Source organism: Pseudomonas sp. R4-35-07 (assembly GCF_003852235.1).
In the GTDB taxonomy this organism is placed as follows: Bacteria; Pseudomonadota; Gammaproteobacteria; order Pseudomonadales; family Pseudomonadaceae; genus Aquipseudomonas.
In genome coordinates, this window is sequence record NZ_CP027732.1 from 48,437 (window position 1) to 69,226 (window position 20,790).

Annotated in this window: 20 protein-coding genes; 17 read left to right on the plus strand and 3 right to left on the minus strand. The window is 61.2% G+C overall.

Going from position 1 to position 20,790, the window contains the following annotated elements; genetic code table 11:
• Positions 1-70: 70 nt before the first annotated feature.
• The 8 genes from prlC to C4J89_RS00275 all read left to right on the plus strand — a co-directional run bounded on the left by prlC (position 71) and on the right by C4J89_RS00275 (position 10,236).
• Complete coding sequence (prlC, locus tag C4J89_RS00240) at positions 71-2,122, plus strand: oligopeptidase A (protein ID WP_124413431.1); 2,052 nt, start codon at positions 71-73, stop codon at positions 2,120-2,122.
• Complete coding sequence (locus tag C4J89_RS00245) at positions 2,119-2,394, plus strand: YheV family putative zinc ribbon protein (RefSeq protein WP_010207776.1); 276 nt, start codon at positions 2,119-2,121, stop codon at positions 2,392-2,394. Before prlC ends, C4J89_RS00245 begins: the two co-directional genes overlap by 4 nt.
• Positions 2,395-2,663: 269 nt before the next feature.
• The gene (locus C4J89_RS00250) at positions 2,664-3,416 is read left to right on the plus strand and encodes a gluconate 2-dehydrogenase subunit 3 family protein (RefSeq protein WP_124413432.1); all 753 of its coding nucleotides are present in this window, start codon (positions 2,664-2,666) and stop codon (positions 3,414-3,416) included.
• Between the two features lie 3 nt (positions 3,417-3,419).
• Positions 3,420-5,204, plus strand: coding sequence for a GMC family oxidoreductase (locus tag C4J89_RS00255; protein ID WP_124413433.1), 1,785 nt, complete (start codon positions 3,420-3,422; stop codon positions 5,202-5,204).
• Positions 5,205-5,216: 12 nt separating this feature from the next.
• Entirely contained in the window at positions 5,217-6,515 is a 1,299-nt protein-coding gene (locus C4J89_RS00260; protein ID WP_124413434.1) for a cytochrome c, read from the plus strand.
• Between the two features lie 71 nt (positions 6,516-6,586).
• Positions 6,587-7,645 (plus strand): PA0069 family radical SAM protein, encoded by a 1,059-nt coding sequence (locus C4J89_RS00265; RefSeq protein WP_124413435.1) that lies wholly within the window; start codon positions 6,587-6,589, stop codon positions 7,643-7,645.
• A 229-nt stretch (positions 7,646-7,874) separates the two neighbouring features.
• Positions 7,875-8,603, plus strand: a complete 729-nt coding sequence (locus C4J89_RS00270) for a carbonic anhydrase (protein WP_124360620.1) — start codon at positions 7,875-7,877, stop codon at positions 8,601-8,603.
• Between the two features lie 85 nt (positions 8,604-8,688).
• Entirely contained in the window at positions 8,689-10,236 is a 1,548-nt protein-coding gene (locus C4J89_RS00275; RefSeq protein ID WP_124360621.1) for a SulP family inorganic anion transporter, read from the plus strand.
• A 67-nt stretch (positions 10,237-10,303) separates the two neighbouring features.
• Here C4J89_RS00275 and C4J89_RS00280 read toward each other — a convergent pair whose 3' ends face one another.
• Positions 10,304-10,951 carry a hypothetical protein gene (locus C4J89_RS00280; protein WP_124369075.1) on the minus strand — a complete coding sequence of 216 codons (648 nt, stop codon included), beginning with the start codon at positions 10,949-10,951 and terminating at the stop codon, positions 10,304-10,306.
• Between the two features lie 365 nt (positions 10,952-11,316).
• Here C4J89_RS00280 and coxB point away from each other — a divergent pair, with 365 nt between their 5' ends.
• From coxB to C4J89_RS00300, 4 genes are all read left to right on the plus strand, one after another.
• On the plus strand, positions 11,317-12,444 hold the full coding sequence (coxB, locus tag C4J89_RS00285) for a cytochrome c oxidase subunit II (protein ID WP_124413436.1): 1,128 nt from the start codon (positions 11,317-11,319) through the stop codon (positions 12,442-12,444).
• A 58-nt stretch (positions 12,445-12,502) separates the two neighbouring features.
• Positions 12,503-14,089 carry a cytochrome c oxidase subunit I gene (gene ctaD / locus C4J89_RS00290; protein ID WP_124413437.1) on the plus strand — a complete coding sequence of 529 codons (1,587 nt, stop codon included), beginning with the start codon at positions 12,503-12,505 and terminating at the stop codon, positions 14,087-14,089.
• 138 nt (positions 14,090-14,227) lie between these two features.
• Positions 14,228-14,779: a cytochrome c oxidase assembly protein gene (locus tag C4J89_RS00295; protein ID WP_124360625.1), complete on the plus strand. Its 552-nt coding sequence runs from the start codon at positions 14,228-14,230 to the stop codon at positions 14,777-14,779.
• Between the two features lie 35 nt (positions 14,780-14,814).
• Positions 14,815-15,702: a cytochrome c oxidase subunit 3 gene (locus tag C4J89_RS00300; RefSeq protein ID WP_124413438.1), complete on the plus strand. Its 888-nt coding sequence runs from the start codon at positions 14,815-14,817 to the stop codon at positions 15,700-15,702.
• A 6-nt stretch (positions 15,703-15,708) separates the two neighbouring features.
• On the opposite strand, the gene C4J89_RS00305 is transcribed toward C4J89_RS00300, so the two are convergent.
• Positions 15,709-15,912: a twin transmembrane helix small protein gene (locus C4J89_RS00305; RefSeq protein WP_124365282.1), complete on the minus strand. Its 204-nt coding sequence runs from the start codon at positions 15,910-15,912 to the stop codon at positions 15,709-15,711.
• A gap of 32 nt (positions 15,913-15,944) precedes the next feature.
• On the opposite strand from C4J89_RS00305, the gene C4J89_RS00310 reads away from it, so the two are divergent.
• Genes C4J89_RS00310 through C4J89_RS00330 form a run of 5 tightly spaced genes read left to right on the plus strand, consistent with a single transcriptional unit; the run spans position 15,945 to position 19,868 of the window.
• Positions 15,945-16,709 (plus strand): SURF1 family protein, encoded by a 765-nt coding sequence (locus tag C4J89_RS00310; RefSeq protein ID WP_124413439.1) that lies wholly within the window; start codon positions 15,945-15,947, stop codon positions 16,707-16,709.
• Positions 16,675-17,259 carry a hypothetical protein gene (locus C4J89_RS00315; protein ID WP_124413440.1) on the plus strand — a complete coding sequence of 195 codons (585 nt, stop codon included), beginning with the start codon at positions 16,675-16,677 and terminating at the stop codon, positions 17,257-17,259. The genes C4J89_RS00310 and C4J89_RS00315 overlap by 35 nt, the downstream gene beginning before the upstream one ends.
• Before the next feature lie 10 nt (positions 17,260-17,269).
• The gene (locus C4J89_RS00320) at positions 17,270-18,349 is read left to right on the plus strand and encodes a heme A synthase (protein WP_124360630.1); all 1,080 of its coding nucleotides are present in this window, start codon (positions 17,270-17,272) and stop codon (positions 18,347-18,349) included.
• Positions 18,337-19,236: a heme o synthase gene (gene cyoE, locus C4J89_RS00325; RefSeq protein WP_124360631.1), complete on the plus strand. Its 900-nt coding sequence runs from the start codon at positions 18,337-18,339 to the stop codon at positions 19,234-19,236. The genes C4J89_RS00320 and cyoE overlap by 13 nt, the downstream gene beginning before the upstream one ends.
• The gene (locus tag C4J89_RS00330; RefSeq protein WP_124360632.1) at positions 19,233-19,868 is read left to right on the plus strand and encodes an SCO family protein; all 636 of its coding nucleotides are present in this window, start codon (positions 19,233-19,235) and stop codon (positions 19,866-19,868) included. The genes cyoE and C4J89_RS00330 overlap by 4 nt, the downstream gene beginning before the upstream one ends.
• A 131-nt stretch (positions 19,869-19,999) precedes the next feature.
• On the opposite strand, the gene C4J89_RS00335 is transcribed toward C4J89_RS00330, so the two are convergent.
• Entirely contained in the window at positions 20,000-20,770 is a 771-nt protein-coding gene (locus C4J89_RS00335; RefSeq protein ID WP_124360633.1) for a MetQ/NlpA family ABC transporter substrate-binding protein, read from the minus strand.
• Between the last annotated feature and the right edge of the window lie 20 nt (positions 20,771-20,790).

A 20,790-nucleotide genomic window follows, 5' to 3' on the forward strand; every position in this document is an offset into this window, starting at 1 on the left:
GGTGGGTGTTGATTGTAATTAAGATGCCCCCATCTTTGTCTTATCTGTTTTTTCAGCCAAGGTGCCAACCGTGAGCGCGAACAACCCTCTTCTGCAGCCCTACGACCTGCCGCCGTTCTCGGCGATCCGTGCCGAGCATGTCCAGCCGGCCATCGAACAGATCCTTGCCGATAACCGGGCAGCTATCGCAGAAATCCTGCAAAGCCAGGGAAAAAATCCGACATGGGCGGGCCTGGTCCTGGCCATGGACGAGCTTAATGATCGCCTGGGCGCGGCGTGGAGCCCTGTCAGCCACCTCAACGCCGTGTGTAACAGCGCCGAACTGCGCGAAGCCTATGAGGCCTGCCTGCCGGCATTGAGCGCCTACTCCACCGAGATGGGGCAGAACCGTGAGCTGTTCCAGGCCTTCGAAGCCTTGGCCAGCAGCCCCGAGGCCGCCGGTTTCGATGTGGCGCAAAAAACCGTGCTGGAACACGCCCTGCGCGACTTCCGCCTGTCGGGTATCGATTTGCCGCTGGAGCAGCAAAAGCGTTACGCCGAAGTGCAGAGCAAGCTGTCGGAGCTGGGCAGCAAATTCTCCAACCAGTTGCTGGATGCCACCCAGGCCTGGACTAAGCACGTCACCGACGAAGCCACCCTCGCCGGCCTGACCGATTCGGCCAAGGCGCAAATGGCCGCCGCCGCCCAGGCCAAAGGTCTCGATGGCTGGCTGATCACCCTGGAATTTCCGAGCTATTACGCGGTAATGACCTACGCCCAGGACCGCGCCCTGCGTGAAGAAGTCTATGCGGCCTACTGCACCCGCGCGTCGGACCAAGGCCCGAATGCCGGTCAGAACGATAACGGCCCGGTGATGGAACAGATCCTCGACCTGCGCCAGGAACTGGCCCAGCTGCTGGGCTACGCCTCCTTCGCCGAACTGAGCCTCGCTACCAAAATGGCCGAGTCCAGCGACCAGGTGCTGAGCTTCCTGCGCGACCTGGCCCAGCGCAGCAAACCGTTCGCGACCCAGGACCTGCAGCAGCTCAAGGCTTACGCCGCCGAACAAGGTTGCGCCGACCTGCAAAGCTGGGACAGCGGTTTCTACGGCGAAAAATTGCGCGAGCAGCGCTACAGCGTGTCCCAGGAAGCCCTGCGCGCTTACTTCCCGATCGACAAAGTGCTGGGCGGCCTGTTTGCCATTGTGCAGCGCCTGTACGGCATCGAGATCGCCGAGCAGAAAGGTTTCGACGCCTGGCACCCGGACGTGCGCCTGTTCGAGATCAAGGAGAACGGTCAGCATGTCGGCCGCTTCTTCTTCGACCTGTATGCCCGCGCCAACAAGCGTGGCGGTGCCTGGATGGACGGTGCCCGCGACCGCCGCCGCACCCTGGAGGGTGTGCTGCAAAGCCCGGTGGCTAACCTGGTGTGCAACTTCACCCCGGCCGACAGTGGCAAGCCCGCCCTGCTGACCCACGATGAAGTGACCACCCTGTTCCACGAGTTCGGCCATGGCTTGCACCATCTGCTGACCCGCGTTGAACATGCCGGCGTATCCGGTATCAACGGCGTGGCCTGGGATGCGGTGGAGTTGCCGAGCCAGTTCATGGAGAACTGGTGCTGGGAGCCTGAAGGCCTGGCGCTGATTTCGGGCCATTACGAAACCGGTGAGCCGTTACCCCAGGACCTGCTGGAAAAAATGCTCGCGGCGAAAAATTTCCAGTCCGGCCTGATGATGGTGCGCCAGCTGGAGTTCTCGCTGTTCGACTTCGAATTGCACGCCACCCACGGCGATGGTCGCAGTGTGGCGCAGGTGCTCGAAGGCGTGCGCGATGAAGTCTCGGTAATGCGCCCACCGGCCTACAACCGCTTCCCCAACAGCTTCGCGCACATTTTCGCCGGTGGTTATGCCGCCGGTTATTACAGCTACAAGTGGGCCGAAGTGCTGTCGGCGGACGCCTTCTCCAAGTTCGAAGAAGACGGCGTGCTCAATGCCCAGACCGGTCGCGCCTTCCGTGAAGCGATCCTTGCACGGGGCGGTTCACAAGCGCCGATGGTGTTGTTCGTCGACTTCCGCGGACGTGCGCCGTCGATTGACGCACTCTTGCGCCACAGCGGCCTGAGTGAGGACGCGGCAGCATGAGTGAAGGGCCTGTGATCACCAAAAAGCAATTTATCGCCGGGGCGGTCTGCCCGGCGTGCAGCGAGCCGGACAAGCTCAAGATGTGGACCGAAGACAACGTGCCACACCGCGAGTGTGTGGCCTGTGGGTATACCGATACGCTCAATGACCAGGGGCTGTCAGTGCCCAAGGAATTGGGTACGCGGGTCAATACGTCGGCATTGAAAGCGCCGGCGGACCCGAAGGTGCAGGCGGTGCAGTTCTTCCCCAACCCGAAGCTGAAAAAAGACTAGCAGTCCGTACGCGGACCAAAATGTGGGAGGGGGCTTGCTCCCGATAGCGGCTTGTCAGTCAACCTACACATGACTGACTCACCGCCATCGGAAGCAAGCCTCCTCCCATTTTTTTGCCCGCATGTATGCGACTTAGGTCGCTGAATTCTTTCTCTACATGCTTAGCCTGCTATCATTTGTAACCATTGATTGCTGCTCGCAGCAAAAAAAAGACAAGCCACTCCCCAGAAGCGGCTGCCAAACCCGTGACCACATGATGAGGTGCACCCATGTCTGATCAAGATCAAGACAACCCCCGGCGTGAGTTTTTGCGCAAATCCTTGACCTTGATCCCGGTGGTCACGGTTGCCAGCACTGGCCTGGGCGGATCGATGCTGATGACCACGCCCGCACCAGCCGAGGCAGCGCCAGCCAAGCCTGCGGCCAGTGACAAGGCGTATGAACCGACCTACTTTACCGCCGAGGAATGGGCGTTCATCAACGCTGCCGTCGAGCGCTTGATCCCTGCCGATGCCCAAGGCCCGGGTGCTCTGGAAGCTGGCGCTGCGGAATATATCGACCGTCAGATGAATACGCCGTACGCCAGTGGCGCGCTGTGGTTCATGCAAGGCCCCTTCAACGCCGATGCCGCGCCGGAGATGGGCTGGCAGAGCAAGCTGGTGCCCAAGGAAATCTATCGCCTGGGTATCGCGGCGACGGATGCCTGGTCGAAGGCGTTCAACGGTAAGGCTTTTGCTGCGCAAGACAGCGCTACCCGAGACGACATGCTGCACCGTCTGGAGGCGGGTGGCAGTGAACTGAGCGCTCATTTCGAGGCGGTGCCGCCAAAGATGTTTTTCAACCTGCTGCTGCAGAACACCAAGGAAGGCTTCTTCTGCGACCCCATCCACGGCGGCAATAAAGGCATGGTCGGCTGGACCATGATCGGTTTCCCCGGCGCCCGCGCCGATTTCATGGACTGGGTCGAGCGCAACGAGCAGTACCCCTTCCCGGCTGTTTCCATTCGCGGCGAGAGGGCTTAACCCGTGGCGACCATCATGAAGAAAGTGGACGCGGTGATCGTGGGCTTCGGCTGGACCGGCGCGATCATGGCCAAGGAGCTGACCGAAGCGGGCCTCAACGTGGTAGCGCTGGAGCGCGGCCCGATGCAGGACACCTACCCGGACGGCAACTATCCCCAGGTCATCGACGAATTGACCTACAGCGTGCGTAAAAAACTCTTCCAGGACATTTCCAAGGAGACGGTGACCATTCGCCATAGCGTGAATGACGTCGCCCTGCCCAACCGTCAGCTTGGCGCTTTTTTGCCGGGTAATGGCGTCGGCGGTGCAGGCCTGCACTGGTCGGGCGTGCATTTTCGCGTCGATCCCATCGAGCTGCGCATGCGCAGCCACTACGAAGAACGCTATGGGAAAAACTTCATTCCCAAGGACATGACCATTCAGGACTTCGGCGTCAGCTACGAAGAGCTGGAACCGTTTTTCGACTATGCGGAAAAAGTCTTTGGCACCTCGGGCGAGGCCTGGACCGTCAAGGGGCAGTTGGTGGGTGAAGGCCGCGGCGGCAACCCGTATGCACCGGACCGCTCGAACCCGTTCCCGCTGGAGTCGCAGAAAAACACGGTCTCCGCGCAGCTGTTTCAGAAAGCGGCTGCTAATGTGGGTTACAAACCCTACAACCTGCCGTCGGCCAACACCTCCGGGCCCTACACCAACCCTTACGGCGCGCAGATGGGGCCGTGCAACTTCTGCGGCTTTTGCAGTGGTTACGTGTGCTACATGTACTCCAAGGCGTCGCCGAACGTAAACATCCTGCCGGCGTTGCGCCAGGTGCCGAATTTCGAGCTGCGGCCCAATTCCCATGTGCTCAAGGTCAACCTTGACAGCACTCGGAAGAAAGCCACCGGCGTGACCTATGTCGACGGCCAGGGCCGGGAGTGCGAGCAACCGGCAGACCTGGTGATCCTCGGCGCGTTCCAGTTCCATAACGTGCGCCTGATGCTACTGTCGGGCATCGGCAAGCCGTACGACCCGATTACCAATGAAGGCGTGGTGGGCCGCAACTTTGCCTACCAGAACATGGGCACCATCAAGGCATTCTTCGACAAGGACACCCACACCAACAACTTTATCGGCGCGGGCGGCAATGGCGTGGCCATCGACGACTTCAACGCCGACAACTTTGACCACGGCCCCCACGGCTTCGTGGGCGGCTCGCCGATGTGGGTCAACCAGGCGGGCAGTCGGCCGATTGCCGGCACCTCCAATCCACCAGGCACCCCGGCCTGGGGCAGCGCGTGGAAGCGCGCCACCGCCGATTACTACACCCACCAGGTATCGATGGACGCCCACGGCGCCCATCAGTCCTACCGGAGCAATTACCTGGATCTGGACCCGGTTTACCGCGATGCCTACGGCCTGCCGCTGTTGCGTATGACCTTCGACTGGCAGGAAAACGACATCAAGATGAACCGCTTCATGATGGACAAAATGAGCAAGGTCGCCCAAGCCATGAATCCCAAGGCGATCGCCGTGTTGGGCAAGAAAGTCGGCGAGCATTTCAATACGGCGGCGTACCAGACCACGCACCTCAACGGCGGCGCGATCATGGGCACCGACCCGAAAACCAGTGCGCTTAACCGCTACTTGCAGAGCTGGGATGTACACAACGTGTTTGTCCCGGGGGCGTCGGCGTTCCCACAAGGCCTGGGCTATAACCCTACCGGCCTGGTAGCAGCGCTGACCTACTGGTCGGCCCGGGCGATCCGCGAACAGTACTTGAAAAACCCCGGCCCGCTGGTCCAGGCATAAGGAGCGATGACCATGAAAGCACTCGTTATCGCCTCCTTGGCGCTGTTCAGCAGTTGCTCGGTCAGCGCGGCGCAAGCCGAGCTGATCAAGCAAGGTGAATACCTGGCCCGCGCCGGTGACTGTGTGGCCTGCCACACCGCCAAGGGCGGCAAGCCATTCGCCGGCGGCCTGCCAATGGAAACCCCTATCGGTGTGATTTATTCCACCAACATCACGCCGGACAAGACCGGCCTGGGCGACTACAGCTTCGAAGACTTCGACAAGGCCGTGCGCCATGGCGTCGCCAAGAACGGTAGTACGCTTTACCCGGCGATGCCCTACCCGTCTTACGCGCGTGTCAGCGACAGCGACATGCAGGCCTTGTATGCCTACTTCATGAAAGGCGTTGAGCCGGTCGCCCAACAGAACAAGGACAGCGATATTCCCTGGCCGTTGAGCATGCGTTGGCCCCTGGCGGCGTGGCGCTGGATGTTCGCGCCGGCAGTCGAGGAGCATCAGGTACAGGCCGCCGCCGATCCTGTGGTCAGCCGTGGCGCTTACCTGGTCGAAGGCCTCGGCCATTGCGGTGCGTGCCACACGCCCCGCGCCCTGACCATGCAGGAAAAGGCCCTGAGCGCAGCTGACGGCAACGCGTTCCTGTCCGGCAGCGCGCCGCTGGAAGGCTGGATTGCGAAAAGCCTGCGCGGCGACCACAAGGACGGCCTCGGCAGTTGGAGCGAAGAGCAATTGGTGCAATTTCTCAAGACCGGGCGCAGTGATCGTAGTGCGGTGTTTGGCGGCATGAGCGATGTTGTGGTCCACAGCATGCAATACATGTCGGAAGACGACCTGACCGCTATCGCCCGTTACCTCAAGAGCCTGCCGGCGGTGGATCCCAAGAACCCGCCGCAGCAGTACGACAAGCAAGTGGCCCAGGCGCTCTGGAAGGGTGATGACAGCCAGCCGGGCGCCTCGGTGTACATCGACAACTGCGCGGCTTGTCACCGTACCGACGGGCATGGCTACACGCGGGTGTTCCCGGCGCTGGCGGGCAACCCGGTGCTGCAGACGGCGGATGCCACGTCGTTGATCAACATCGTGTTGAACGGCGGCACCTTGCCCGCCACCCACGCCGCGCCGTCAACCTTCACCATGCCGGCATTTGCCTGGCGCCTGTCGGACCAGGAAGTGGCGGACGTGGTCAGTTTCATCCGTGGCAGTTGGGGCAATCAAGGCACGCCAGTGAGCGCCAGTGACGTGGCCGACCTGCGCAAGAACGATATGCGCACCACCTCGGGGGATGATTTGGGGCAGGTCACGCAAAAGCACTGACCGCCAAACGGCACTGGTCAGAACCCTCACGCCTCGATACTGTATATAAAAACAGTATCGAGGCGTTTTTCATGACGACTGCACTGCCACCCCGTGGCCGGGGCACGGCCACCAACCTGCACAACCGTTTCGCGCCCACCGTCAGCGTGGCCGAGGACGACGGCTGGTTCCAGGAAGTGCCGCCCACCCAGGGCACCGAAGTGCGTATCGAAACGGCCAAGACCATCATTACCCGCAATAACTCGCCGGACTTGCCGTTCGATCGCTCGATCAACCCTTATCGTGGCTGCGAGCATGGCTGCATCTACTGCTATGCGCGGCCCAGCCACGCGTATTGGGACATGTCGCCGGGGTTGGATTTCGAAACCAGGCTGATTGCCAAGAGCAACGCCGCCGACGTGCTGGAGCAGCAGTTGTCGAAGCCGGGGTACGTGTGCGCGCCGATCAACCTGGGCTCCAATACCGACCCTTACCAGCCGATCGAGCGCGAATACAGGATTACCCGGCAAACCCTTGAAGTGCTGCTGCGCTATCGGCACCCGGTGACCATCATCACCAAAGGCTCCCTGATCCTGCGCGATCTGGACCTGCTCGCCGAACTGGCCCGGCAACGACTGGTGGCCGTGATGATCAGCCTTACCAGCCTGGACGATGAACTCAAGCGCATACTGGAGCCGCGCACGGCGGCGCCCAAGGCGCGGTTACGGGCGATACGGGTGATGCGCGCGGCGGGCATTCCGGTCGGTGTGCTGTGTTCGCCGATGATTCCGATGATCAACGACAGCGAGTTGGAAAGCCTGCTCACCGAAGCCCATGCCGCCGGTGCGCAAAGTGCCGCGTACATGATGTTGCGCCTGCCGCTCGAGGTGGCGCCGCTGTTCGAAGAGTGGCTGGCGGCGCATTACCCGCAGCGCGCGGCGCACGTGATGAGCCTGGTGCGTCAGGTGCGCGGTGGCGCGGTGTACGACAGCCGTTTCGGCGTGCGCATGCGCGGCGAAGGGCCGTTTGCCGATTTGCTGGCGCAGCGTTTCAGCAAGGCGATCAAACGTCTGGGGCTCAATCGCCGTGGAGGCTTCGATCTGGATTGCACGGCGTTTTGCCCACCGGGCCGGCAAATGGCATTGTTGTAGATTGAAGAGGATAAGTGCGAAACATCTGTAGGGTTAATCGCGTTTTGATATCACTGAAACCCGCGACCTAGAGCGGTTGATTCAGTTTGAGTTAAGTTTCGATGGGTACCTTGTTCGACGAGTGACTGATAAGTCGGCGCCCTGGCCTATGGAGGTTTCCCAACTTTTTCACTGCCCGGACGTCGAACTGGCCTGGAACACTTACCTGCATTGATCAAGAGGATGAATTATGAGTGATAAGGATAAACAGCCGTTGGCTGCGTCGGCTTCAGCCTCTCAGGCGGAAACCGCCGATGCAGCGCTGCAGCACATTGTTGACGGCTTTTTGCATTTCCATCACGACGTCTTCCCCCAGCAGGAAGAACTCTTCAAGAAACTTGCCACGGCTCAAAGTCCCCGTGCGATGTTCATCACCTGCGCCGATTCGCGCATCGTGCCGGAGCTGATCACCCAAAGCTCCCCTGGCGATCTGTTCGTCACCCGTAACGTGGGTAACGTAGTGCCGCCTTATGGTCAGATGAACGGCGGCGTGTCCACGGCCATCGAGTACGCGGTACTGGCGCTGGGCGTGCAACACATCATCGTGTGCGGGCATTCCGACTGCGGCGCCATGCGTGCGGTGCTCAATCCCGACAGCCTCGAGAAGATGCCAACGGTCAAGGCCTGGTTGCGGCATGCCGAGGTGGCCAAGACCATGGTCCACGACAACTGCGACTGCGCCAATGAAGGCGAGAGCATGAAGGTGCTGACCGAAGAAAACGTCATCGCCCAGTTGCAGCACTTGCGCACCCACCCTTCCGTGGCTTCGCGCATGGCCAATGGCCAATTGTTTATTCACGGCTGGATCTACAACATCGAAACCAGCGAGATCCGGGCCTACGACGCGGACCAGTCGACGTTCCGACCGTTGGGCGGTGAAGGTCCGATCCCATCCGCGACGCCTAAAGCGCGCTTCTAATACACTTCCCTGCCGGGTAATGCGGTGGCTGCCATGGATGCAGCCAAGCTTTACCGCGCCCGGCGAATGCCTCGGGAGAGTCATCATGCGTGCTGCTCAATTGAAAGCTGTTTTGCCGCGGGAGCTGCTCGCCTCCGTGGTGGTGTTTCTGGTCGCCCTGCCTTTGTGCATGGGCATCGCGATCGCATCCGGCATGCCGCCGGCCAAGGGCTTGATCACCGGGATCATCGGTGGTCTGGTGGTGGGCTGGTTGGCGGGTTCTCCGTTGCAAGTCAGTGGCCCGGCAGCGGGGTTGGCGGTGTTGGTGTTCGAGCTGGTACGCCAGCACGGCATGCTGATGCTGGGGCCAATCCTGTTGCTGGCGGGCTTCCTGCAATTGGTGGCCGGGCGTCTGCGCCTGGGCTGCTGGTTCCGCGTGACGGCGCCGGCGGTGGTGTACGGCATGCTGGCGGGGATCGGCGTACTGATTGTGCTATCGCAGGTCCATGTGATGCTCGACAGTGCGCCCAAACCTTCCGGGCTGGATAACCTGGCAGGCTTCCCGGCGGCATTGATCGAAGCGATACCCACCCTCGGCGGCGGGCTCGGCTGGCAGGCGGGCTTGCTCGGTGTATCGACGATGCTGGTGATGTACCTGTGGGACAAATTCCGTCCACAACAACTGCGCTTCGTGCCGGGGGCTCTACTGGGCGTAGGCCTGGCAACGGTGACGAGCCTGGTGCTGGCCTTGCAGGTCAAACGAGTGGAAGTGCCGGAAAACCTGGCCGACGCCATCGATTGGCTGCGCCCCAGCGACCTGCTCAACCTGGCTGACCCGCAGCTGCTGATCGCCGCATTTGCCGTCGCCTTTATCGCCAGTGCCGAAACGCTGCTGTCCGCCGCAGCGGTCGACCGCATGCACAGCGGCCAGCGTTCGGATTTCGATAAGGAATTGTCCGCTCAAGGCGTAGGCAACATGCTGTGCGGATTGGTCGGCGCCCTGCCGATGACCGGCGTGATTGTCCGCAGTTCGGCCAACGTCCAGGCGGGTGCCACCACGCGCTTGTCAGCGATGTTCCACGGCCTGTGGCTGCTGGGCTTCGTGTTGTTGCTGTCGAGTGTGCTGCAGAGCATCCCGGTGGCGAGCCTGGCGGGCGTGCTGGTGTATACCGGGATCAAGCTGGTGGACGTGAAGGCGTTCAAGGCATTGGGGCGTTATGGCCGCATGCCGATGTTCACCTACGCGGCTACGGCGCTGGCGATCATCTTCACCGACCTGCTGACCGGTGTACTGGTGGGCTTCGGGCTGACGCTGGTCAAGCTGGCCTTCAAGGCCTCACGGCTGAAAATCAGCCTGATCGACTTGCCTCAGGACGGCGAGATGGAGTTGCGACTGATCGGTGCCGCGACGTTCCTGAAAGTGCCGGCGTTGACCCAGGTGCTGTCGACGGTGCCGATGGGAACCACCGTGCATGTGCCGCTCAATAACCTGAGTTATATCGACCATTCGTGCCTGGAGCTGCTGGAGGAATGGGGCCGGGCCAATGCGGCCAAGGGCTCGAAACTGGTGATCGAGGCGCGCGGGTTGAAGCGCCGGTTGGAAGGTCGGATAAGGACCACCACGGGGATAGGTTCGGCGCCCTCAATCGGCTGACGGAGCCGGTTCAAAATGTGGGAGGGAGCAAGCCCCCTCCCACATTTGTTTTGTGTCCAATTTGGGATTAAGTCGGCTGATCCAGCGCCAACTCCACCCCAAGCTGGCGCGACAGGCACGGCCAGCGCTTCCACGCCGCTTCCGTGTCCGGGCTTTTCAACTGTTCGCGGTATGTCTCGACCGACTCCAGCGCAAAGCTCTCTTCGTTAAGCATCTCATCCACAGCCATGTGCACCGCTTCATCCAGCTGGTTGGCGAAGTCTTCACCGATCAATTGGTGGGCGATCAGGTTGGCGACCGTAGTGTCCGCCGGGATCAGCGGCTGGCCGAAATGCTTGATATACAGGTCGTTGACCTCCTCTACCAGGCGATGGGCCAGGTAGGCTTCGTCCAGCAAACCGTCCAGGCCTTCGTGGCCCGCCAGAATTGCCGGCGGCTGCAGGAAGAAGTGCTCGGCAATCTTCAGCACAGGCTTGATCTGGCTTTCGATTCCGGCTTCGCGTGCTACGTCGTTGGCGGCTTCGAGCAAATCCGGGACGAGGTCGATGTACGCGGTGACAAAGCGGGTCATGACAATGTTGCGATCACCGTCAACCAGGGAAATGGCCGAATGCAGGTGCGGCAATTGCTTTTCCAATTGCTGGGCAAGCTGGCCCGTGGTTGCTTCGTGTTGATGGGCACGGGAAATCTGCTCGCGCAATGCGGCGGTGTTCATGAAGGCTCCGGTCAGGCGTAGGAAAAGAGAGAGGATAAGGTAGCTCGGTTATACGAGCACCTAAGACGCATTTGTCATAATTATTTCATGGTTATACGCACACGTTATATCGAATTGCCATCGCTCGTCGGATAAACGATTCCGCCGCCCGTTTTATTGGGCCCGTCTGTCTGTTTTCACTCATTTGCCCCTACACATTGCGGGGTCGCTGCGGCTGTCTATACTCGGATTTGTAGGCAATTGGCTGATGACGCCCGACTGCATGACGCAGCAAGGCTTGGCGGTGGTAAGCAGTTTGGAAGCCGCTCCCTTCGCCGCAGGTGCAAACCGGCGGGATAACAAGAAACATAAAAGGGGAACCCGCAATGACGCGACATCCACACGTTTGGATGGGCTTAGTGTTGTCGTCGGTATTCGGCCAGGCCCACGCCGCCTGGACAACGAATATGGCGCCAGGTGCTACTGAAGTCAGTCACGCTGTGTTTGACCTGCACATGACCATTTTCTGGATTTGTGTAGTGATCGGCATCGTTGTGTTTGGCGCGATGTTCTGGTCGATGATCCTGCACCGCAGGTCCACCGGCCAGGTAGCGGCCAAGTTCCACGAAAGCACCACGGTGGAAATTCTCTGGACCGTGGTGCCGTTGCTGATCCTGGTGGCCATGGCCATTCCCGCGACCAAGACGTTGATCAACATCTACGACAGCAGTGAGTCGGATATCGATATCCAGGTCACCGGCTATCAGTGGAAGTGGCATTACAAATACCTGGGCCAGGACGTGGAGTTCTTCAGCAACCTGGCCACACCCGCCGAGCAAATCCATAACCAGGCCACCAAGGGCGAGCACTACCTTCTCGAAGTCGACCAGCCGCTGGTGTTGCCGGTGGGGGCGAAAGTGCGCTTTCTGGTCACCGCCGCCGACGTGATCCACTCCTGGTGGGTGCCGGCCTTTGCGGTCAAGCGTGACGCCATTCCAGGCTTCGTCAATGAAGCCTGGACCCGAGTCGAGAAACCCGGCATCTATCGCGGCCAGTGCGCCGAGCTATGCGGCAAGGACCACGGGTTCATGCCCATCGTGGTCGAGGTCAAGTCCAGGGCCGACTACGACACCTGGCTCGGCGAGCGCAAGCAAGAGGCGGCCAAGCTCAAGGAACTGACCTCCAAGGAATGGACACTCGACGAACTGGTGGCCCGCGGCGACAAGGTCTACCACACCACCTGCGTGGCCTGTCACCAGGCTGAAGGCCAGGGCCTGCCGCCCATGTTCCCGGCGCTCAAGGGCTCGAAAATCGCCACCGGGCCTGCCGCCGATCACCTGAACCTGGTGTTTCACGGCAAGCCAGGTACCGCGATGGCCGCGTTCGGCAAACAACTCTCGGAAGTCGATATCGCTGCGGTCGTGACCTACGAACGCAATGCCTGGGGCAATAACAAAGGCGACATGGTCACGCCAAAAGACGTGCTGGCCATCAAACAGGCGCAAAGTAAATGACAGCCTTCCTTGCCACCGTCCAGACCCGCCCCGCCCACTCGCTTGCAGGAGAACGGTCATGAGCACTGTGATCGATGACCATGGTCACGCCGACCACGCCCACGGCCCCGCGAAGGGGTTGATGCGCTGGGTGTTGACCACCAACCATAAAGACATCGGCACGATGTACCTGTGGTTTGCCTTCACCATGTTCCTGCTGGGCGGTTCATTCGCCATGGTGATTCGCGCCGAACTGTTCCAGCCCGGCCTGCAGATCGTGCAGCCGGCGTTCTTCAACCAGATGACCACCATGCATGGCCTCATCATGGTGTTCGGTGCGGTGATGCCGGCCTTTGTCGGCCTGGCGAACTGGATGATCCCGTTGATGATCGGTGCACCGGACATGGCCCTGCCGCGCATGAACAACTTCAGTTTCTGGCTGCTGCCGGCGGCGTTCCTGTTGCTGGTCTCGACCCTGTTCAGCCCGGGCGGCGGGCCGAATTTCGGCTGGACGTTCTATGCCCCGCTCTCGACCACCTATGCGCCGGAAAGCGTGACCTTCTTCATCTTTGCCATCCACCTGATGGGCATCAGTTCGATCATGGGTGCGATCAACGTGGTGGCGACCATCCTCAACTTGCGCGCGCCGGGCATGACCCTGATGAAAATGCCGCTGTTCGTGTGGACCTGGCTGATCACCGCGTTCCTGCTGATTGCGGTGATGCCGGTGCTGGCCGGTTGCGTGACCATGATGCTGATGGATATCCACTTCGGCACCAGCTTTTTCAGCGCGTCGGGCGGTGGTGATCCGGTGCTGTTCCAGCACGTGTTCTGGTTTTTTGGCCACCCTGAGGTGTACATCATGATCCTGCCGGCGTTCGGGGCCGTCAGCTCGATCATTCCGACCTTCTCGCGCAAGCCGTTGTTTGGCTACACCTCGATGGTCTACGCCACGGCCAGCATCGCGTTCCTGTCGTTCATCGTGTGGGCGCACCATATGTTCGTGGTCGGTATTCCGCTGGTAGGCGAACTGTTCTTCATGTACGCCACCCTGCTGATCGCGGTGCCCACCGGAGTCAAGGTGTTCAACTGGGTCAGCACCATGTGGCAAGGTTCGCTGACCTTCGAGACGCCGATGCTGTTCGCGGTGGCCTTCGTGATCCTGTTTACCATCGGCGGTTTTTCCGGGCTGATGCTGGCGATCGCGCCGGCGGACTTCCAGTACCACGACACCTACTTCGTGGTGGCGCATTTCCATTACGTGCTGGTGCCCGGCGCGATCTTCGGCATCTTCGCCTCGGCCTACTACTGGCTGCCGAAATGGACCGGCCACATGTACGACGAAACCCTGGGCAAGCTGCACTTCTGGCTGTCCTTCGTGGGCATGAACATGGCGTTCTTCCCGATGCACTTCGTGGGCCTGGCCGGCATGCCGCGCCGGGTGCCGGACTACAACCTGCAGTTCGCCGACTTCAACATGGTCTCGTCGATTGGCGCGTTCATGTTCGGCGCCACGCAGATTTTCTTCCTGTTTATCGTGATCAAGTGCATCCGCGGCGGCCCGCCCGCGCCGGCCAAACCGTGGGATGGCGCCGAAGGCCTGGAGTGGAGCGTGCCCTCGCCCGCGCCGTACCACACCTTCACCACGCCGCCGGAGGTGAAATGAATAAGTCACCCTCGATTCCTTGTGGGAGGGGGCTTGCCCCCGATTGCTATCTCACAGCCAAAGGTAGTGTCGACTGGTACACCGCCATCGGGGGCAAGCCCCCTCCCACATTGATTGTGTCCGCTTTGGGTGGGCGTTATGGCTGACTCCATACCGATCAAACGCCTGGTCACGCGCCTGCTTATCCTGGTGCTGGCGATGTTCGCCTTCGGCTTCGCCCTGGTGCCGATCTATGACGTGATGTGCAAGGCATTCGGCATCAACGGCAAGACCGGCGGGCAGTACGAGGGCGAGCAGGTCGTCGACCCGTCGCGCCAGGTGCGGGTGCAGTTCCTGTCCACCAACGCCATCGATATGGTTTGGGATTTTTATGCCAAGGCCGACGAGGTGGTGGTCAACCCGGGCGCTGTGACCGAGATGCTGTTCGTCGCGTACAACCCGACTGACAAACCGATGACCGCCCAGGCGGTGCCGAGCATTTCCCCGGCCGAAGCGGCGATGTACTTCCACAAGACCGAGTGTTTTTGCTTCACCCAGCAAGTGTTGCAGCCAGGCGAACGTATCGAGATGCCAGTGCGCTTCATCGTCGATCGCGCCATGCCTAAGGATGTGAAGCATTTGACCTTGGCCTACACGCTGTTCGATATCACTGCGCGCCAGCCGCCCGTGGCGGCCCACAGCGGCGGCTAGCTACTGTTTGCCCGCTCAATCAGGAGAGCGAATACATGTCGACTCATGATACGTACTACGTACCAGCGCAAAGCAAATGGCCGATCATTGCCACGATTGGCCTGTTGGTCACCGTGTATGGGCTGGCCGTGTGGTTCAACGATCTCAAGGCGTTGCGCCCGGAATCCCACGGCCCGTGGATCTTCTTCGTCGGTGGCCTGTTGCTGGCCTACATGCTGTTCGGCTGGTTCGGTGCGGTGATCAAGGAAAGCCGCGCCGGCTTGTACAGTGCGCAGATGGACCGTTCGTTTCGCTGGGGCATGACTTGGTTCATCTTTTCCGAAGTGATGTTTTTCATCGCGTTTTTCGGCGCTTTGTTTTACGTGCGTGTCTGGGCAGGACCCTGGCTGGCAGGTGAGGGCCCCAAGGGCATCGCGCATATGCTGTGGCCGAATTTCGAATTCGCCTGGCCATTGCTGAACAACCCGGACCCCACGTTGTACCCGGCACCCAAAGGCACGATCAGCCCCTGGGGCCTGCCGTTGGTAAACACTATCCTGCTGGTGAGTTCCAGCGTGACCATCACCATCGCCCACCATGCCTTGCGCAAAGGGCATCGCGGCGCGCTGAAGATCTGGCTGGCGCTCACCGTGCTACTGGGCCTGGCGTTTCTCGGGTTCCAGGCCGAGGAGTACATCCACGCCTATAGAGAGCTGGGCCTGACGCTGGGTTCGGGCGTATACGGCGCGACGTTCTTCATGCTCACCGGGTTTCACGGTGCCCACGTGACCATCGGCACGATCATTCTGTTTGTGATGCTGATGCGCATCCTGAAGGGGCATTTCAATGCCGAACACCAGTTCGGTTTCGAGGCGGCCAGTTGGTATTGGCACTTCGTGGACGTGGTGTGGATCGGGCTGTTTTTCTTTGTGTATGTGCTGTGAACCGTTCTACCACGGCGCATGCGAGACCAACTGGCCACTGAAAAAGCCCCAGGCGATCAGCCCGACGGTGATGGCGGCCAACACGACACGCACGGTCAGGGCAGTGACGAGGCGGTTGGAACGGCCCTCGTCCTTGACCAGGAAGAACAAGCCACTGAACAGGCTCGCGACGGTCGCGATCAGCATCAGGGCAATGGCGGCTTTGAGCATGGTCTGGCTCCGGGCTTCAGGGGGAGGGGGCAATGAGATTCAGTATAGCCAGTGCCAGGCAGCGCCTGCGGCCCGGCATCGCGCCGACGTTGGTGGTGCTGTTGTTGCTGCCGTTGATGGTCGGCCTGGGGTTCTGGCAACTGTCGCGCGGTCAGGAAAAACAGCGCTTGGTCGACACTTACGCAGAGCGGCGTGCGGCCGCGCCCATGGGCAGCGAGCAGCTTGAAGCCAGTGCCGACCCAGCCTTTCGCCGAGTTCATCTGCGCGGCAATTTCGATGCCGAACACAGTGTGCTGCTCGACAACCGTATGCGCGACGGCAGGGCCGGGGTTGAGCTGTTACAACCCTTCCATGATCAGGCCAGCGGCGTGTGGTTGTTGCTCAATCGTGGTTGGCTGCCTTGGCCGGACCGGCGCACGCCACCGGTGTTCACCACCCCGGATCAACCGGTGAGTCTCGTTGCCTGGGTGTACGTCGCCCCCGGCGAAACCTTCCAATTGCGCGTCGACCCCACAACCGCGCAGTGGCCGCGCCTGTTGACCGCGTTGCATCCCGTCGCGCTGTGGGCTGAATTGCGCCGCAGCGGGTTCGCCTACGAGCTGCGCGCCGAAGCCGGCCCCGGTACCTACGACACCACCTGGCCGGTGGTCGCCATGGGCCCGGAAAAACACCTGGGGTATGCCGTGCAGTGGTTTGCCATGTCATTGGCGCTGCTGGCGCTTTACCTCTACCTCGGATGGCACAACGCAAAGGAGAAGCACCATGGGAGCCGCCATGAATCCACTCAACATGTCTGAGGCGCCGGACCGGCGTAAAGGCCGCTTTCAGCTGATCCTGATCCTGCTGATGGTGGTGGGCCCGATGGTGCTGGCGACCTTTATGTACAAGCTGCAGTTCTGGGTGCCGGACAATCGCAGTTATCACGGTGAAATGATCGGTAACGGCCAGACCCGCGCCGACATCGGCGTGCAGGCCGATGAGGAGCGCTGGCAACTGTTGGTCACCGCGCCTGCCGCCTGCGCCGCCGAGTGCCAGCAACTGGTGTATCTGGCGCGCCAGCTGCAGATCGGCCTAGGTCGCGATGCGTCCCGCGCCAGCCACGCGCTGGCCAGTGCGCAGCCGGTCGCTACCGACTACGACGCCAAGCTCAAGGCCGAGTACCCGCAATTGCAACGCTACTCACTGGACCTGTCGACCTTCAACCGCAATGCCGCCGCGCCGGGGGATGCGCACCTGTGGATCGTCGACCCCCACGGTAATCTGGTGCTGCGCTACGACGCCAAGGTCAACGGCAAGGATTTGCTCAACGACCTGCGCCTGCTGTTGAAACTGTCGAACATCGGATAAGGGCATCATCATGGCCAAGCCTGGATTTCGCCTCGCGTTGTTTGCCACCTTGCTGGCGCTGATCGTCGTGTTGCTGGGCGCCTATACCCGCCTGACCCATGCCGGCCTTGGGTGCCCGGACTGGCCGGGTTGCTACGGCTTTATCAGCGTGCCGCAAAGTGCAGCCCAGTTGGCCCATGCCGAGCTGCATTATCCGGATACGCCGGTGGAGGCCGACAAAGGCTGGGCCGAGATGACTCACCGCTACTTTGCCGGCACCCTCGCCCTGCTGATCGCGCTGCTGGCGGCGCGTGCGTGGAGCCACCGCCGCGACCCCGGCCAGCCGGTGAAATTGCCGCTGTTCGTGTTGATGGTGGTGATCGCCCAGGCGGCGTTCGGCATGTGGACGGTGACGCTCAAGCTGTGGCCGCAAGTCGTGACGGGGCACCTGTTGGGCGGTTTTGCCACCTTGAGCCTGCTGTTCCTGTTGACCCTGCGCTTGTCCGGTGTGTTGCCCGCATTGATCGTGCCCAGGCGCCTGCAATATTGGGCAACGGCGGGGTTGGTGCTGGTGATCGGGCAGATTGCGTTGGGTGGTTGGGTCAGCTCCAACTATGCGGCGGTGGCCTGTGTGGACTTGCCGACGTGTCACGGGCAATGGTGGCCGGCAGCGGACTTTGCCAACGGCTTTCACCTGACCCAGCATATCGGCCCTAACTACCTCGGTGGTCAGCTGGACAGCGATGCGCGCACGGCCATTCACCTCACCCATCGCGTCGGGGCGGTGCTGGTCACGCTGGTGCTGCTGGGCCTGGCCTGGCAACTGCGCGCGGTGGGCATGACGCGCTTGGCGGGCTTGCTGTTGATCGCCCTGGCGGCGCAAATCAGCCTGGGCCTGAGCAATGTGGCGTTCGGCTTGCCGCTGCCGGTGGCGGTGGCTCACAACGCCGGGGGCGCAGCGCTATTGCTGAGCCTGGTACTGGTCAATTATCACGCGCGTACCAGCCTGGTCCGGGTGCGCGTTCCACGTCCGATTGCCTGGCGGTTTATTCCGCGCAAACAGGTATCGGGCCTGATAACCCTTAAAGGAGAGATGCCATGGCGTCCTTGATCGGCGCGGGTCACGGCCAGGCTATCTGGCGCGACTATCTGGAGCTGACCAAGCCGAAGGTGGTGGTGCTGATGCTGATCACCTCGCTGGTGGGCATGTTCCTCGCCACCCGCGCTGGAGTGCCGTGGACGGTGCTGGTTTTCGGCAACCTGGGCATCGCCTTGTGTGCGGGCGCGGCGGCTGCGGTCAACCATGTGGTGGACCGGCGTATTGATGCACTGATGGCGCGTACGCACAAACGACCATTGGCCGAGGGGCGCGTCTCGCCGGCTGCGGCACTGGCCTTTGCGTTGTTGCTGGCGGTGGCGGGCCTGGCGCTGTTGCTGGCCTTTACCAACCCACTGGCGGCATGGCTGACGTTGGCTTCGTTGCTGGGCTATGCGGTGATCTACACTGGCTTTCTCAAGCGTGCGACGCCGCAGAACATCGTCATCGGTGGCCTGGCCGGCGCCGCGCCGCCGCTGTTGGGCTGGGTCGCGGTAACCGGGCATATCAGTGCCGAACCCCTGCTGCTGGTGCTGATCATCTTTGCCTGGACGCCGCCGCACTTCTGGGCGCTGGCCATTCACCGCAAGGAGGAGTACGCCAAGGCTGACATCCCGATGCTGCCGGTCACCCACGGCGAGCATTACACCAAGGTGCATATCCTGCTCTACACCTTTGCCCTGCTGGCGGTGAGCCTGATGCCCTATGTGATCCATATGAGCGGGTTGCTGTACCTGGCCTGTGCGCTGGTATTGGGCGGGCGCTTTCTGCAATGGGCCTGGGTGCTGTACCGTGGCAGCCAGCCGCACGCGGCGATCAACACCTTCAAGTACTCCATCTGGTACCTGCTGCTACTGTTTATCGCCCTGCTCGTCGACCACTACCTACTGTTGAACCTATGACTCGAACTCAGAAAACTGTCTTCATTCTCGTGGCCCTGGTGGCGTTGATCATGGGCCTGACCGTCAATAAGGTGCTATCGGGCAAAGGCCAGGGCGATCCCACCGCGCTGATCGACGCCGGCATTATCCTGCTGCCGCAAAGTCGCCAGCTGCCTGCGGTGAGCATGACCAACCAGGACGGCCAGCCGGTGCTGGTCGATGAGCTGAAAGGCAAGTGGAGCCTGCTGTTCTTCGGCTACACCTTCTGCCCGGATATCTGCCCGACCACCCTCGCCCAACTGCGCCAGATCAAGAGCGAACTGCCCAAGGACGCGGTGGATAAGTTGCAAGTGATCCTGGTCAGCGTCGACCCGAACCGCGACACCCCAGCCCAGCTCAAGCAGTACCTGGGCTATTTCGATCCGCAGTTCCAGGGGCTGACCGGTGCGAATGTGCAGGAGGTGCAGACGGTCTCGAATGCGGTGAGCATTCCGTTCATCCCGGCGGACACCAGCAAGCCCAACTACACCGTCGATCACAGCGGCAACCTGGCGCTGATCGGGCCGGACGGTACCCAGCGTGGGTTCATTCGCGCGCCGTTGAATAACCAGAAGCTGGTGGCGCAGTTGCCGGGGCTGTTGCAGCGTAAATAGCTCACGACACAAAACAAATGTGGGAGGGGGCTTGCCCCCGATAGCAGGGTGTCAGTCGATGAAGAGGTTGACTGACCTGGCGCTATCGGGGGCAAGCCCCCTCCCACATTTTTGATCTCCAGTGTGCTGGATCAGAACGCTGGCTTGATCGCGCCTTTGTACTTCTCTTCGATAAATTGCTTCACTTCAGGTGTGTGCAGGGCGGCTACCAGCTTCTTCACCGCGTCCGAATCCTTGTTGTCTTCACGGGTCACCAGGATGTTCACGTAAGGCGAGTCGCTGCCTTCGATCACCAGGGCGTCCTTGGACGGGTCCAGCTTGGCTTCCAGCGCGTAGTTGGTATTGATCAGCGCCAGGTCGACCTGGGTCAGTACGCGCGGCAGGGTGGCGGCTTCCAGCTCACGGAACTTGAGGTTTTTCGGGTTGGCGGTGATGTCCTTGATGGTCGACAGGATGTTGGTCGGGTCCTTCAGGGTAATCAGGCCGTTGTTGGCCAGCAGCAACAGGGCGCGGCCACCGTTGGTGGCGTCGTTCGGGATCACCACATTGGCGCCGTCCGGCAGCTCGTCCAGCTTCTTGTATTTGCTCGAGTACGCGCCCAGCGGTTCCAGGTGCACGCCGCCGACGCTCACCAGGTGAGTGCCCTTGGCCTTGTTGAATTCATCCAGGTACGGCTGGTGCTGGAAGAAGTTGGCGTCCAGGCGCTTTTCAGCCACCTGTACGTTCGGCTGCACATAGTCGGTGAAGACTTTGATCTGCAGGTCCACGCCTTCTTTGGCCAGCGCAGGTTTCACGAATTCCAGAATTTGCGCATGCGGCACTGGCGAGGCAGCGACCTTGAGGGTCTCGGCGTGGGCGGAAAACGCGGCAACGGCGGCGAAGGCAACCAGTAGTTTTTTCATCCAGCAAGCTCCATGTTCGG